This window comes from Pseudoalteromonas sp. SWN166 (assembly GCF_015864485.1).
In the GTDB taxonomy this organism is placed as follows: domain Bacteria; phylum Pseudomonadota; class Gammaproteobacteria; order Enterobacterales; family Alteromonadaceae; genus Pseudoalteromonas.
This window is the reverse complement of sequence record NZ_JADYXB010000056.1, coordinates 1-15,613: the sequence shown is the minus strand read 5'-3', so window position 1 is coordinate 15,613 and position 15,613 is coordinate 1. Positions and strand designations below refer to the sequence as shown.

The window sequence follows — 15,613 nt, the reverse complement described above, 5'->3', positions numbered from 1 at the left end:
TGAAACGAAACAGCGCCGATGATAGTGTAGCATTTGCTATGTGAAAGTAGGACATTACCAGGCTTCAAATTGTAGAAAGCCCGAATTTAACGATTCGGGCTTTTTTACGTCTGCAGAAAAGCAAAAATAGCACAATTAATATACACTCATCCAACATCCATCACGTAGGTCGGGCGAGCATAACGACTCCCGACATAAAGATAGTGTAGAATTTCACTGTGACTTTCTACCGCTGTAGGCACTCCGACATCCTACTGCGTAGCGCACCGACCTCATATTGTAGAAAGCCCGGATCTAACGATTCGGGCTTTTTACGTCTGCAGAAAAGTAAAATGTGCGTAATTAATGCACACTCATTCAACACCTAGCACGTAGGTCGGGCGAGCGTAGCGACTCCCGACGTTAAAAATACATCGATAATAACTATAGTGTTTTTATTTCACGAGCTGGGTTACCGGCTACTACGGTATTAGGCATTACATTTTTAGTTACAACAGATCCCGCACCCACAATACTATTTTCACCAATACTTACACCCGCTAAAATAACTACAGCCGCGCCAATCCATACGTTATTGCCTAACGCGATAGGTGCTGCAAAGTTTTCCTTATTAAGCCTCTCTGCTGGATTAGTAGCATGTGACACAGCAAGTAGCTGAACGTTCGGTCCTATTAAGCAGTCATCACCGATAGTAATTGAGTTATTGGCTAATGGTGAGTCGAGGAGTGTGCAATTAATATTCATAAAAGTACGATCACCAATAACTATTTGATTACCGTAATCGCAATGAAAGCCTGATTCTATAATTACACCATCACCCGACTTTAAAAATAACTCCTTGATACGTTTTAAGTTCCCTTTGCTTGGGCTCTTATTGAATAAACGGCAAGTTTCACCAGCTTGCTTTCGCTGTGCTAAGTATTCTTTACTGATACTGTTAAATGACTGCATTGTATTTATCTTTATAACTTAATTGGTTATAGCTTACCGTATTTTTAGTTTTATTATTATTAGAATAAAACTGTGTTTTTTTTGCTCGTTCACTTGCCATTTAGGTTGTTTCGTTTAAAATCGCATAACTTTCGAAACGAAACTTAATTCACGAGCTTTATGACTAAACGAAACACACAACAGCGTCGTCACAATATACTGGTTCAGGTTAATGAACTAGGTGAAGTAGTTGTTGAAAAGCTAGCTGAACAGTTTCAAACATCAGAAGTAACCATTCGAAAAGATTTAACCTCGCTTGAAAAAAGTGGCTTATTACTTCGCCGCTACGGTGGTGCTATTGCACTACCCAAAGAAATTGTTAGCGATGAAGTAGATTCAAAGCGCAAAGTAGCAATAGCAAAAGCGGCAGCCTCACTTATAAACGATCATAACCGCATTATTATTGATAGCGGACGCACTACAGCAGCGATGATCCCTGAACTTGCCAATAAACGTGGGCTCGTTGTTATGACTAATGCGATTAAAGTCGCTAGTCGTTTATTAGCACTTGAGAACGAGCCGACACTTTTAATGACCGGCGGAACGTGGGATCCACATTCTGAGTCATTTCAGGGGCAAGTTGCCGAAAATGTATTATGTTCTTACGACTTTGATCAGCTTTTCATTGGTGCTGACGGTATAGATGTAAAGCGTGGCACTACAACCTTTAATGAGTTAGTAGGCTTAAGCCAGGTTATGGCAAAAGCTGCCCGTGAAGTAATAGTAATGGTTGAATCTGACAAGATTGGCCGAAAAATACCAAATTTAGAATTACCGTGGAAAATAGTAACCACATTAATAACCGACAATGGCTTAGCAGACGATAAACGCAAAGCGATTGAGGCGTGTGGTGTAAAACTAATTTGCGCAGAGATTATACAATAGCTACTCAGTAGCAAGTATTTAAAAAATTAATGGAGACACTATGTGTGGAATAGTTGGGGCAGTTGCAGAACGTCCAGTAAACAAAATTTTAGTTGAAGGCCTTAAGCGTCTTGAATACCGTGGTTATGACTCAGCAGGCGTAGCCTTGCTTGATGGCAACACACTTAATACTGTTAAAGCAGTAGGTAAAGTAGTTAACGTAGAAGCTGCGCTAGAAAAAGCAGGCGTTAGCGGTCATACAGGCATTGCACACACACGCTGGGCAACACACGGTAGCGTAACTGAAGCTAATGCTCACCCACATGTATCAAACAACCAGTTAGCACTTGTTCACAATGGTATTATTGAAAACCACGCTACGCTTCGTGCAGCATTAAAAGCTGATGGTTACGAATTTTTATCAGACACTGATACAGAAGTAATGGTGCATTTAATTCATCAACTTCGTAAGCAACACACAACGTTACTTGCATCAGTACAAGCAGCTGTTAAACAGTTTGAAGGCGCATTTGGTACCGTTGTATTTGATAAAGATAACGACAACGAAATTATTGTAGCGCGCTCAGGTAGCCCTCTTGTTATTGGTTTAGGCCTTGGCGAAAACTTTATTGCGTCTGATCAGTTAGCATTACTACCTGTTACTCGTAGCTTCATCTTTTTAGAAGAAGGCGACGTAGCACGTATTACACGTGACACAGTAGAAATTTTTGATGCAGACGGTAATGCAGTTGAGCGTGAAGTGATTGAATCAAACATTACGCAAGATGCATCAGGCAAAGGCGATTACCGTCACTACATGCTAAAGGAAATTTACGAGCAGCCACTTGCTGTACGTAATACTCTTGAAGGGCGTTTAAACGACGACCGAGTAGCAATTGATGCCTTTGGCGAAAGCGCTCAGCAAATATTTAAAGATGTAAAACATGTGCAAATTATTGCCTGTGGTACGTCTTACCATTCAGGTATGGTTGCACGTTACTGGCTTGAGCAGTTTGCAGGCGTTAGCTGTAATGTAGAAATAGCTTCTGAATTTAGATACCGTCAGTCGTTTGTTCATGAAAATAGCTTACTTGTCACTATTTCTCAATCGGGTGAAACTGCCGATACGCTAGCTGCATTACGCCTAGCTAAAGAGCAAGGTTACATGGCCTCAATGACTATTTGTAACGTACCTGGTTCATCGCTTGTACGCGAATCAGACCTTGCCTTTATGACTAAAGCAGGCGCTGAAATAGGCGTGGCATCTACTAAAGCATTCACAACGCAGTTAGTTGGTTTGTTAATGCTTACTGCGTCTATAGCGCAAGAAAAAGGCCTTGATCAAAGCGCAATTGTAAATGCAATTAAAGTACTTCCAGCTAAGTTAGAAGAAACATTATTACTCGCTGATGGTATTGCAGATCTTGCAGAAGAGTTTGCTGATAAGCACCACTCATTGTTTTTAGGTCGTGGCTCGCAATACCCAATTGCAATGGAAGGTGCGCTTAAACTTAAAGAGATTTCGTACATTCACGCAGAAGCTTACGCAGCGGGCGAGCTAAAACACGGCCCATTAGCACTTATTGATGCCGACATGCCAATTATTGTTGTAGCACCAAATAACGAATTGCTAGAAAAACTTAAATCAAACGTAGAAGAAGTACGCGCACGTGGCGGCATTATTTACGTATTCGCAGATAAAGACTCACACTTTGAGTCAGACGACACAATGCGTGTAATCAACGTAAACCACACTGACGACATTATTGCGCCAATTGTTTACACACTGCCATTACAGTTACTGTCGTACTACGTAGCGGTAATTAAAGGCACTGACGTTGACCAACCACGTAACTTAGCTAAATCGGTTACGGTTGAGTAAAATCAATAGGTTGGTAATTACCTGTTAAAGATAAAAAGGCGCTCAATGCGCCTTTTTTTGTACCTCAAAGCCTGTTAGATTAAATAAGACACTATTTTCTAAAGGATTAGCTATGCGTTTATTCACTGCTATTTTTATATGTAGCTTATTTATAGTTTCTAATAACACACTAGCTGAGCCTGATTTAAAACAGCAAACCATTAGCTATACACAACAAACACATACTATCAATTCAGTAATTTTAAATGAGCTACGTACCGTTGTAGTTCAACTTCCAAAGAGTTACCAAGCTAATCCAAACAAAGTTTATCCTGTAATTTATCGCCTAGATGGTGCGGGTAACATACCGCTTATAAGTGCTGTAATGGATCGACTGCAAAATAATAATCGTGCGCCTGAGGTTATTATTGTCGCTATTGAAAACACTAATCGCTTAAGGGATTTATACCCCACAGTTAATAAAGAGCCACAAGGCCCGGTAGGTGAAGGCGGAGGCGCAGCAAAGTTTTTAGCATTTATTGAGCAAGAACTTATGCCCTTGATTAATAAAAGCTATCGTACGCATAACTTTAATGTGATTGCAGGGGGCTCAGCAGCAGGCGTGTTTGCACTTTATACTATGCAAGCTAACCCTGAGCTTTTCCAAGCGCATATTGCTTACAGCCCTGCCGTTTGGTGGAACTATGGCGCACCGGTAAAAAATACAAAATCGTTTATAGCTAAAACGAAAGAGCTTAACAGCTACGTTTACATCAATATTGGCGAAGAAGCCGGCATAATGCGTGAAAGGTACGATGAACTAAAGCAATCACTGCAATCGCATAAAGTGCGAGGGTTACGTTTTTTCAGTGACGCGTTTGATGGTGTGTCGCATAACCTGACTTCAGTAGCTGGGATATTTAATGCCTATCACAACTTATTTTCACCTAAACAAATGCCAATGAACGCTTTAACTGATGATGTAGCCTCTATTGATGCTTATTACCAAAACTTATCTCAGCAGTGGGGTGAGCAAATATCGCCACCAGATCGCGCTGTTAGATCACTAGGTTATAACCTAACGGGCAGCAAGCAATTTAACCGTGCTATTGAAGTGTTTAAATACAATATAAAAAACTATCCAAAATCAGTCGATGCGCTTTCTGCTCTATCTTACGGCTATGAAATGCAAGGCGATACCCGTCAAGCGCTTGAATATATGGAATCTGCTTTAGCGATTGCAGACGACTCATACCCTTATATAAATTACTTAAAAGAAACAAAAGCTAGGTTGCAAGCAGAACTGAGTAAGAGCTAATAATATTGTCAACATGGCGAGAACGCATACGGATTTTTTGATGAAGATAAGGTAGTAGAACTGTTTGGTGTTATTCGCAAAGTAAACGCTAATGCAGTAGTTGAAGAAAATATGAGTGCGTAATTTGATTATTTATAATTACAAAGCAAGCTATTAGTGGTGGATATTTAACTGAACATAACGGATAAAAAATGACTGAATTAATATCGGATGAAAAAGCGCCGAATGGTGAGTTTCTTTTTTTTACCTCTGAAGATGGTAAAGCAAGGGTTGAGTGTCGTTTTGAATCAGATACCTTGTGGTTAACACAAGCTTCAATTTCAGAGCTGTATCAAGTAACACCTCAGGCTATTACTCAGCATATTAAAGCTATTTTTGATGAAGGCGAACTTGAACAAAATTTAACTTGTAAGCATTACTTACAAGTTCAAATGGAAGGCGGTCGATCTGTGGAGCGCAACAAGCTGCACTATAACCTTGCTATGATTATTGCCATTGGTTACCGAGTTAGGTCAAATAGAGGTAACCAATTTAGACGCTGGGCCACGCAAACCTTGCAAGAGTATCTTATTAAAGGGTTTGCAATGGACGATGAAAGGTTAAAGAACCCAGCCGTTGATAACTCCTTAGTGCCAGACTATTTTGATGAAATGCTTGAACGCATTCGTGATATTCGCACCAGTGAACGTAGAGTGTATTTACGGGTGCGTGAGATATTTTCGATGGCTGCAGATTACGAGCCCAGAAATAAAGAAACAACACATTTTTTCAAAGTATTCAAAACAAATTACACTATGCCACAACCGGTATGACCGCAGCTGAGCTTATTGTTACACGCGTAGATGCCGATAAACACAATGCAGGATTAACCGTTTTTAAAGGTGATGAAGTACGTAAAGGTGATGTAACCATAGCTAAAATTATTTGACCCAAGAAGAAGTGAGCGAGTTAAATAGAATTGTTACTATGTGGTTTGATTTTGCTGAAGATCAAGCACTACGTCGTAAGCAAGTGTTTTTAAATGATTGGGATGAAAAGCTCGATAGCTTTCTTGAATTTAATGATCGAGATGTATTGCAAGGCAAAGGGCGTATTTCGAAACAGCAGGCAGATATTAAAGCTAAACAGGCTTATGAAAACTATGAAGTAAAGCGCCGTGCTTTAAAAGAAGAACAAGGGCTACAAGACAGTATCGCCGCTTTGCGCGCCATAAAGAAAAAGCAATAGTAGCAATTAGCAGATAAATTTCACTATTTCTAATAAAGGATGTCGAACTTTAACTTTTTATCGAAATAGCCTGAGTTACAAAGCACGCTAAGTATCAGAACTATGGAAGATAAAAGTACGTTTGGGGAATCTGATTTTCAATTTCCTTCATACCAGCCAAGGCTAATTATTATTCAGGTATATGAGGCTAATATATTTGCCTTAAAAAGCATTTATAGTTAGCCTCGATGCATTATTATTTTTGCGATTTTTGCTATGAGTGAATACCAGCTATATCAATTTCAAGCCATTGATACCCCTTTGACGCATCAACAAAAACAGTACATGCATGATTTATCTTCACGGGCGCAAGTCACTGATTATAGAACGCAATATCAATATCACTATAGTGACTTTCCCGAAGATATAAACACAGTGTTGTTGTATGGTTTTGATTTGGCGCTTTACCAAGCTCATTGGGGAACTGTGCAGCTATTAATTCGGTTACCCGCAGGGTTAGTGGATGTAGATAAATTACGGGTATTTTGCATTGCTGATTTGATTAGTGTGTACGAAGAGCAAGATTCAATTGTGCTTGATATTAGTTTTGATGATGAAGGTGGGGGGTGTTGGATTGAAGATAGATGCGAGCTGGCTGAAATTGCAGGCATCCGCGCTATGTTGCTAAATGGTGATTATCGCCCGTTGTATTTGGCATGGCTAAAAGCCGTGCAGTGGCAAAATGAAAGTGATGTTGCTGCTAGCATGATAATACCTGCTGGTTTTAACTCTCTAGAGCCATCATTGCAAGCATTGGCTGGCTTATTTGAATTAGAGAGAGACTTGATCACTGCTGTTGCTAAATATAGCCCTGAGTTTTCAGGTGCGCCTAAGTTAATGGCCTTGGGTAGTTTATCAGCACAAGAGAGCACTGACTGGTTGCAACGATTGTTAGACGCAGAACCATTACTGGTAGAAAAACTCACCCAGCGTTTGACGCTCAATACCGATGAAGTAGCATCTTCTGATCCAGTAACCGTGAGTTCCTTATTAAAGCAAGCGGAGCAAATAAAATCGCAGCGCTTAGCAGCGATAGCTGAAGCTAAGCAGCAAGAGCGCTTGGCACATCTTACTTCTCTTATACCGAAACAAACGCAGCTTTGGCAAACAGTGGTGGAGTTGATAGAGCAAAAGCAAGCCAAGCCCTATGACCAAGCGATTATGATATTAGTCGATTTGTCTGACTTAGCTCAAATGCAGCATCAGAGCGCTGAATTTAAAGTGAAAACAAATGAGTTGTTGGCACGTTATTCAAACCGTTCAGCGCTAAAGAGTCGGTTTAAATCAGCCCAATTACTTTAATTTTTTATCTCCTAGTTTTGTAGGGAGATAGTTAATTTAGATATTGTAACTACAAATATCATTATTACGTTACTTGCTAAGGTTTTATAAATAATTAGGTCGATTGTAATGTTGAGTTTATGTCAGTTCTGATGATCTTATTTATGCCGTATTATTTTTAAACAGCGGTGGGTTTAAGTTATACTAAAAAATCATTACGTAGGAGAATTAGCCATGACTGCAACTGACCGTATTTATCAAAAAATAAAGCGTTCTCGCCGCTATGTATTTGAACGTAAAGATTTCGACAATTATGCAAGCTACGATCAGGTTGGTCGTGTGTTAAAGCAATTAGTAGATACAGGTGTACTGATGAAAATTGGGTATGGCTTATATACTAAAGCAACAATTAATAGCCTTACTAACAGGCCGATGCCAACAAGCCCTGGAGGCACTGACGCGATCATGCGTGAAATTTTAAAGTTGCGCGGTGTAGACTTTGAGATGGATGCCATGTCATTGAGGAGTATTAACGGTAAATCTACCCAAATACCAGCGTCTATTAAGTACAACTGGGATTCTAAGCAATTCAACCGGAATCTTAAAGTTGGCAATAGGGTATTGAGTTATCGCAGATGAGAATACCCAAACTGAAAAAACAGTTTCTTGAGGTCTCTGATGTATTGGATTTAGGTAATCCATCAATTCCAGAAAAAGATTACTGGGTAGTCTTTAATTCATTCATTTAAGTACTTTGAATAAAAGGATTACTCTAAACACAATTATTCGAGCGCGGGATGAACCCGAGCCTACAAATATCACAAATCTGCTCGTAACCTGGCTCGAATCGCGCAGCGGTTACCTAAAAGACATTTAAATCACTAACCCCTACTTAATATGCGTTAAATACGCTAAAATTACAGGCTACTTTTTTAGCAATAAGCCCACAACTTTTATGACCTCAGCCACAAGCCCTAGCACGTTTACCGAACTTGGCCTTATTCCAGAGCTATTAGCTCGTTTAACCGATTTGGAATATACCCAGCCTACGCCAATTCAAGCTAAGGCTATACCTAGTGTGCTTGCGGGCAGTGATTTAATTGCAGGGGCAAATACTGGCTCAGGTAAAACAGCAACGTTTGCGCTGCCTATGCTACAAAAAATGTTCGTTGAACAAGGTAGTAAAAGCACAGCCAGCAAAGGTAACTTTGTAACGGGGCTTATTTTAGTACCTACTCGTGAGCTTGCTACGCAAGTGGCCGATAGCATTAAATCGTATTCTGCTAACTTTAATGGCGCAATTAAAACGGTTGCTGTGTTTGGTGGTGTATCGGTTAACACACAAATGCAGGCTCTTCGTGGCGGTGCTGATATTATTGTGGCAACACCAGGTCGCTTACTCGATTTAATCTCAAGCAATGCTATTAAGCTCGATAAACTAAATACGCTTGTGCTTGATGAAGCCGACCGTATGCTAAGCCTTGGCTTTACCGAAGAGCTTGCTGAGTTATTAGCGTTAATGCCTGCTAAAAAACAAACCATGTTGTTTTCAGCAACTTTCCCTGAGCAAGTTAAGCTATTAACACAAGATCTATTAAACGACCCTGTTGAAATACAAGTTCAAAGCAAAGACGAAAGCACATTAGTACAGCGTGTGTTTACCGTAAACAAAGGTGAAAAAACCACAGTTTTAGCGCATTTAATTAAAACACATAAATGGCGCCAAGCACTGATTTTTGTAAATGCTAAAAAAGACTGTGAGCACTTAGCCAGTAAACTTGAAAAACGCGGTGTTAACGCACAAGTATTCCATGGAGATAAAGGCCAAAGTGAACGTACTCGCGTAATAGAAAAATTTAAAGCGGGCGAAATCGAAGTACTTATCGCAACCGACATTGCTGCACGTGGTTTGGATATTGAAAAGCTGCCAGTGGTAATAAACTTTAATCTACCACGCAGTCCTGCTGATTATATGCACCGTATTGGTCGAAGCGGCCGTGCTGGTGAAGTAGGCTTAGCACTTTCATTGGTTGACTATGAAGACTTGCATCACTTTAAAGTAATCGAGAAGAAAAACAAACTACGTCTTGAACGTGAAGAAGTAACCGGTTTTGCTGTAAACCAAGCTAATCTTGATGCTGCCGAGGCGCTTAAAAATGAAAAGCCAATGGCAAAACCAGAAGGCACAGGCAAGAAAAAGAAAAAAAATAAAGCCGATGATGTAGATGATGTATGGAGTGGTTGGAGGGGGCGTTCTAAATAGGAAATATAATTTATTATTTTGTCTAAACTTACAATTGGCGATAAAATCAGTTGTTGACGTATTGGTCAATTTTGACTAAGATCATTATTAACAACTAACCCTACTTCCACGCGTAGCATTGAGTCTCCTGGATATAGGGAGAAAAAGCCGACCTTAGTGTCGGTTTTTTTGTAGCTAAAATTTAAGGATCGACTTTGAAGACTCGAATATATATTGATGGATATAATTTATATTATGGATGTCTTAAGCGAACGCCTTATAAATGGTTAGATATATTTAAATTATTTGATAACTATATCCTTCCCAGTTCTGCAAGTGAAGTCCACACTAGCAATAATTTAAGCGTTAAGTTTTTTACTGCGAATATTGTAGAAAAGGCAGCTACGTCAAAAGATTCTTTAGCTGAACAGCAGGCTTACCACAGGGCTTTAACTTTCAATAGTTCAAATGGTCAGCTAGAAATAATCAAAGGTTACTACTCTGTAAATCCAACACGTGCATTTAAAATTGATGAAAAAGAACCTAAAAAACACCCAAATGAATGTGAGTATGTGGATATTTGGAAGCTTGAAGAAAAGCAAACTGATGTAAATATTGCGGTTGAGGCTTTATTTGATGTATTTACGGATGACTCAATTGAGCAAGTTGTGTTTGTTACTAATGATACAGACTTAGAAAGGGCTTTAGAAAAAATAAAATCTCTAAATAAAGTTAAGATAGGCTTAGTGATCCCTACTACTGATAGTGTTCGTTACCCCAATGAAAAACTAGATATACATGCTGACTGGACACGCAAGAATATTTTAATTGAAGAACTAAAACAGTCGCAGTTGCCACGTGTTATCCAGGGAGGAAGAAAACCAGTTTCTAAACCTATAGGTTGGTTTGGTCAGCCCGAAATACTTGAGGAAATAATATTAACTTTATTACAGGTTGAAGCGAATAGAACTAAATGCTGGCGTTGGTTGGAAAAGTTACCACCTCACTTTGATGATTTACCGCCATTAACAGATCCTCCAATTCTATTACTCGATAATGAAGAAACAGCAAGAATAGTGCTAAGTTACGCAAAAAAATATACTCAGCTATTTAATAACTAGCTACATAAAACTACTTATATTTAAATAAAGGGTGAAATGTGAACTTAATATCAAAACTATTATTACTTTCTACTACTTTAATATGTTTTAAATTAAGCGCAAATACCCCTTATCAAATTCCTAGAAGTAGCGTGGTTGAGCTCACTGAGCCCGTTAACGAGCGGGTGTATCCTGTGTATATTCAGCTTCCTAAGTCATACCAAAAGCAGCCTAATAAAACGTATCCAGTTATTTATGTAACCGATGCACCGTATACGTTTCCCATTGTGGCGGGGGCTACGCGGTTTCCAATGAATAGTGGCAAAATGCAACAGGCTATTATTGTAGCAATTGGCTACGAAAAAGGGTCCGCTGGCTCTAACAGCCGAATTAGAGATTACACGCCTACCTTTGCAAAAGGTTGGAAAAAGCAAACAGGTAATGCCAAAGGGCATATTCAGTTTTTACAAAGTACAGTTTTCCCTTTTATTGAAAAAAACTATCGGGCCAGTAACTTACAAAGAACCTACATGGGGCATTCGTTAGGCGGTTTATTTGGCGCGACTATTTTATTTACGATGCCTGATTTATTTAACAATTATATTATTGGCAGCCCATCTGTCTGGTTTAATAACAATGCACTATTAGCATTAAAAGTGAATAAACCAAAATTACCTATAAGGGTATATATATCAGTTGGATCTATGGAAACGCCAGCTTTCGGCGAAGGGCAAAATATGGTTGAAGGTGCTAAGCAGCTAACGCAAAAAATTAATGCACTTAACAGTGACAATATTGAACTAATAAGTGTTGTTATTGACGGTGCTAATCATGCAACCGCGTTTCCAACAACAGCGATCCAAGGTTTAGATTGGATACTTAGGAAAGAATAGTAGAGCATTAGTTAAATATTACTTAACCCGACATCCTGAAAGCTATTCTTACTTTAGAACCTGTGGATTAGAAATGTTTCGGCTTCACTGGAAAACGAAACATTTAACGAGTTTCAACTTAATAATTTTGAACCGTCAGTTATTTTTAATGGAGTTACTAATTATAAAATCCAAGAATCGATGCATATAATTTGTGATCCAAATACCAAAATTAATACAACTTATACAAGTCAAAGTGCGCAGGTGACGTCTGCAAAAAGCCTAAAAGATCATATAGAAGATGGGTTGTATGAAGCGAATCGAAAGCGTAATTGCCGTATGCAGAAAAATCTTTCAAATTATATACAAGTCGTAGAACAGGTAGGTCAGCTGTCTTGATTTAAAAGTAAAATATTGGCCTTACAAAGTTATACATCTTGTAAGGCCTATGCTGTAATTAATCTAGATTTAGCTTAATTCGCTTTAATGGTTTCTGCGTTTACACTTTTGTGCGGCTCAAGTGCTTTTTCTTGGTTTACACCCTTTAGTTGCATCATTAATTGCTTTACTAAAATCATGTAAATAAACATCATTGGTAGGCCTGCTACAACGCAAAGTGATTTAATGGTATCTATTCCACCACCGCATAAAAATACGCTAAAACTAATTAGCGCAATTGCACCAGCCCATAGAAGCTTAACTTTATGATCGGGGTCGCCATTTAGCTCCAGCTTATTAGTTGTTAACATAGCCGTGGCAACACTTGCGCTCGACATAGTCGTTAGCATTAAGAAAAACTGAATAACTAAAAATAATACTAAGCCAATATTACCCGATGGTAGAGTTTGAATAAGTGACACTACTGCAAACGTTAAGCCGCCTTCGCTCATCCATTGTTGAACAGGTAAGCCACCAACTAACTGCGCCCACACTGCATAGCCCCCAAAAATTGATATAAAAAATGCACAGCCGAACGAACCCATCGAAATAGTGTATAAAATAACTTCTTTAATAGTACGCCCACGTGAAATACGGGTAATAAAAAGCCCCATCATAATTAAGTAAGCGTAATACCAAAACCAGTAGTATTGAGTCCACGATTGCGCAAAGCCGCTTTGTTGAACTGGGTCGGTCCAAAGTGACATTCTAAAAAAGTTATCGAGCATGACACCTATTGAATCGGTAAAGTTATTTAAAATAAACTGCGAGTCAGCCGCAAGTAATACAAATAAGGCAAAGCATATTGCAGCTATCACCGTATAGTCAGATACTTTGCTAATACCTTTTTTAAAGCCAACAAACATTACAGCAACAAGCATTAAAACAAACAATAAAATAATGCTGCCTTGGAGTAATAAGCTATTTTTAATTCCCAACAGCGCAGAAGCGCCTGTACTTAGTAGCGATACGGTAAGTGATAGCGAACTTGCAAAGGCTGCAAGCGTGCCAAAAATTGCAAGTAAATCGATTGTTTTAGCAATAATAGGGTTATTGCCTACTACGGGTTCACACAGGGTTGAGAGTCTTAAAGTACGCTTTTTTTGTACGTAAAATGCGTACGCAAACGGAATTGCCGGAAAGCAGTAAATGGCCCAGCCAGTCACGCCCCAATGAAAAATAGAATAGGTAACAGACCAAGCTGCTGCTGCGTAGCTATTTGGTTCGGCAAAAAGTGGCGGCGATTGCAAATAATACATCGGCTCGCCAATTCCCCAATATATAAGAGAAGCGCCTACGCCTGCGGTAAAAATCATACCGCCGTACGAAAAGTTAGAGTGCTCTTTTTTTTCTTCACCTAATCGAATAGATCCGTACTTTGAAAAAGCTAACCAAAATAAAAAACCAACTAAAGCTAAGCTCACAAGTTCTACTAACCAACCAAACCAGCTAGTTACAAAATGCATGGCGCTGCTTGCTAATAATTGTGATTGCTCAGGATATAAAGTTGAGATAACTAATAAGGTAATTACTAATGTAATTGCAGGAATAGCCAGCTCAAAGTTAAGGTTTTTCAATGGAGTTTCTCCACTGCACGAGTGCTTCGATATGGCTTGGATTAATTCCGCAGCAACCACCAATAATATTAGCGCCAAGGCTATGCCACTGTTTTGCAAACTCAAGATACTCACCAGGAGATAAATCACGGTAGCCTTGGACTGCTTCATTTGCTTTGTGAGAACTTGAAATAGGAGTAAAGCTGTTAGCAAATGCACCTAACGCTACTTTTTTATTTTGCCTAGTTAATACGTTATTAGTGTCACGTAGTGCTTGCTCAATAACCTCAGGTATAGAGCAATTAAAGAAAACACCTGCAATGCTTTGTTGCTCAAGCAATGCTGCTATAGCGTCACTTACATATTCACCAGAGCGAAGTGTTGCCTGCTCAGTTACTTCATCATTTAACGTAAATGCGTAATAACATGGCTTATTTGAGCATTTAAGTACGCTTGCCATAACGTGCGCTTCTTCAATGCTCGATATTGTTTCGCAAAGCCAAAGGTCTACATGGGGGTTTTGTGCATTGTATAAGGTATTTAAAATAGTAAAAGCACGTTTACTTTCAAATAAGTCAGGGCGGTACGAACCAAATGCAGGTGGTAATGAACCTGCTACTAATACATTTTGTTTAGCGTTTTTTGCCGCTTTTTTAGCAATAAGAGCAGCTTGCTGTGCGAGTAACGCGCCTTGGTTTTGGTAGCGTTCTTCACCTAAATGAAATGGCACGCAAGCGTAGCTGTTAACTGTAATTATTTCGGCGCCGGCATCTATAAAACCTTGGTGAGCTTGTGCTACAAAATGAGGAGCTTCTATAAGTGCTTGCGCACTCCAAAGTGGCTGTGAGAACGGAGCGCCAATGCGCTTAAGTTCGCGTCCCATGCCGCCATCTAAAATTGTTACCTTTTTCACTTATGGACTTCTATATGTCTAAATAATATGGCGCTATTCAAACATATTTTTTAAAAAATCATAATGAAACTTCATCAGGTTGAGCATGAAAAAAGTTCAACCTATTAAATACGCTATAAAAACGCACAAAAAAAGCGACACCTCATTAGGTAGTCGCTTTTTAGTAAGTATGATTAGCTTACTTATAAAAGGCTTCAACAGTACCTTTTCTTGTAAGTAAAAGTGGTTGTCCGCGACGATCAAGCCCTTTTGGAGATGCAAACTTTATCCAACCTTCACTGATGCAGTATTCTTCAACATCAAAACGCTCTTTGCCGTTGAACGTGATACCAATATCGTGTTCAAAAACTTCTTCCACATGATGTGGGCTGCGTGGGTTAATAGAAAGGCGATCTGGTAAAGCAGGTTTTGCGGTAGTGTCGTTCATGGTCATATTCTATATTGAATGAAGTATGCGCTATTGTAGGCAATACAACGCTTTCGCTCAAGAGAGATAGTAGTAAATGTGTTTAAAAATGTACTAATTAATGAGTTGTGTATACAAATGAGATTGTGCTGGGGAAATATTTACAGAAGGGTTTTTGAAGATATTTGACTAAAAAATTATAAAGATAAATATATTAATGGGTTATTTCTAACCCACTAAATTGTTTAGCAATTAGATGCTAACAATGTTCTCGGCTTGTGGGCCTTTTTGACCTTGAGTAACAGTAAACTGTACACGTTGGCCTTCAGCTAGAGTTTTGAAACCGTCGCCAGAGATTGCGCTAAAATGTGCAAAAACGTCTGCGCCAGATTCTTGTTCGATAAAACCAAAACCTTTTGCTTCGTTAAACCATTTTACTGAACCAGTAGTTGTATTAGACATAATATGTATCCTAAAAAATTAATATAAGTGTGCCTGAAAAGAGG

The 15,613-nt window shown here is 39.1% G+C and carries 13 protein-coding genes and 1 pseudogene; 9 read left to right on the top strand and 5 right to left on the bottom strand.

The genetic code is table 11. The features are described from left to right. Positions 1-423 precede the first annotated feature (423 nt). Positions 424-951, bottom strand: a complete 528-nt coding sequence (locus I6F49_RS19210) for a sugar O-acetyltransferase (RefSeq protein ID WP_197181650.1) — start codon at positions 949-951, stop codon at positions 424-426. A 159-nt stretch (positions 952-1,110) separates the two neighbouring features. Here I6F49_RS19210 and I6F49_RS19205 point away from each other — a divergent pair, with 159 nt between their 5' ends. The 9 genes and pseudogenes from I6F49_RS19205 (at position 1,111) to I6F49_RS19165 (ending at position 11,815) form a co-directional block, all read left to right on the top strand. Continuing rightward, a complete protein-coding gene (locus tag I6F49_RS19205; protein WP_166421745.1) occupies positions 1,111-1,875 on the top strand; it encodes a DeoR/GlpR family DNA-binding transcription regulator in 765 nt (254 codons plus the stop codon). Positions 1,876-1,915: 40 nt separating this feature from the next. Further along, a complete protein-coding gene (gene glmS / locus I6F49_RS19200; protein ID WP_197181649.1) occupies positions 1,916-3,736 on the top strand; it encodes a glutamine--fructose-6-phosphate transaminase (isomerizing) in 1,821 nt (606 codons plus the stop codon). Between the two features lie 112 nt (positions 3,737-3,848). Beyond that, positions 3,849-5,033, top strand: a complete 1,185-nt coding sequence (locus tag I6F49_RS19195; protein ID WP_197181648.1) for an alpha/beta hydrolase-fold protein — start codon at positions 3,849-3,851, stop codon at positions 5,031-5,033. Positions 5,034-5,224: 191 nt separating this feature from the next. Further along, positions 5,225-6,260, top strand: a pseudogene (locus tag I6F49_RS20595) (virulence RhuM family protein). 255 nt (positions 6,261-6,515) lie between these two features. Beyond that, positions 6,516-7,601, top strand: a complete 1,086-nt coding sequence (locus I6F49_RS19185; protein ID WP_197181647.1) for a hypothetical protein — start codon at positions 6,516-6,518, stop codon at positions 7,599-7,601. A gap of 213 nt (positions 7,602-7,814) precedes the next feature. Further along, positions 7,815-8,219 carry a DUF6088 family protein gene (locus tag I6F49_RS19180; RefSeq protein ID WP_197181646.1) on the top strand — a complete coding sequence of 135 codons (405 nt, stop codon included), beginning with the start codon at positions 7,815-7,817 and terminating at the stop codon, positions 8,217-8,219. A 316-nt stretch (positions 8,220-8,535) separates the two neighbouring features. After that, entirely contained in the window at positions 8,536-9,843 is a 1,308-nt protein-coding gene (locus tag I6F49_RS19175; protein ID WP_197177132.1) for a DEAD/DEAH box helicase, read from the top strand. Positions 9,844-10,037: 194 nt separating this feature from the next. Beyond that, entirely contained in the window at positions 10,038-10,943 is a 906-nt protein-coding gene (locus I6F49_RS19170) for an NYN domain-containing protein (RefSeq protein ID WP_197181645.1), read from the top strand. A gap of 38 nt (positions 10,944-10,981) precedes the next feature. Next, positions 10,982-11,815, top strand: coding sequence for an alpha/beta hydrolase (locus tag I6F49_RS19165; RefSeq protein ID WP_197181644.1), 834 nt, complete (start codon positions 10,982-10,984; stop codon positions 11,813-11,815). Between the two features lie 452 nt (positions 11,816-12,267). Here the strand turns inward: I6F49_RS19165 and I6F49_RS19160 are convergent, their stop codons facing one another. The 4 genes from I6F49_RS19160 to I6F49_RS19145 form a co-directional block, all read right to left on the bottom strand. Then, complete coding sequence (locus I6F49_RS19160; RefSeq protein ID WP_165741819.1) at positions 12,268-13,809, bottom strand: BCCT family transporter; 1,542 nt, start codon at positions 13,807-13,809, stop codon at positions 12,268-12,270. After that, positions 13,796-14,701: a homocysteine S-methyltransferase family protein gene (locus I6F49_RS19155; RefSeq protein ID WP_197181643.1), complete on the bottom strand. Its 906-nt coding sequence runs from the start codon at positions 14,699-14,701 to the stop codon at positions 13,796-13,798. The genes I6F49_RS19160 and I6F49_RS19155 overlap by 14 nt, the downstream gene beginning before the upstream one ends. A gap of 178 nt (positions 14,702-14,879) precedes the next feature. Beyond that, positions 14,880-15,128, bottom strand: coding sequence for a DUF3297 family protein (locus I6F49_RS19150; protein WP_002963088.1), 249 nt, complete (start codon positions 15,126-15,128; stop codon positions 14,880-14,882). A gap of 231 nt (positions 15,129-15,359) precedes the next feature. Beyond that, complete coding sequence (locus I6F49_RS19145) at positions 15,360-15,569, bottom strand: cold-shock protein (RefSeq protein ID WP_007580429.1); 210 nt, start codon at positions 15,567-15,569, stop codon at positions 15,360-15,362. Between the last annotated feature and the right edge of the window lie 44 nt (positions 15,570-15,613).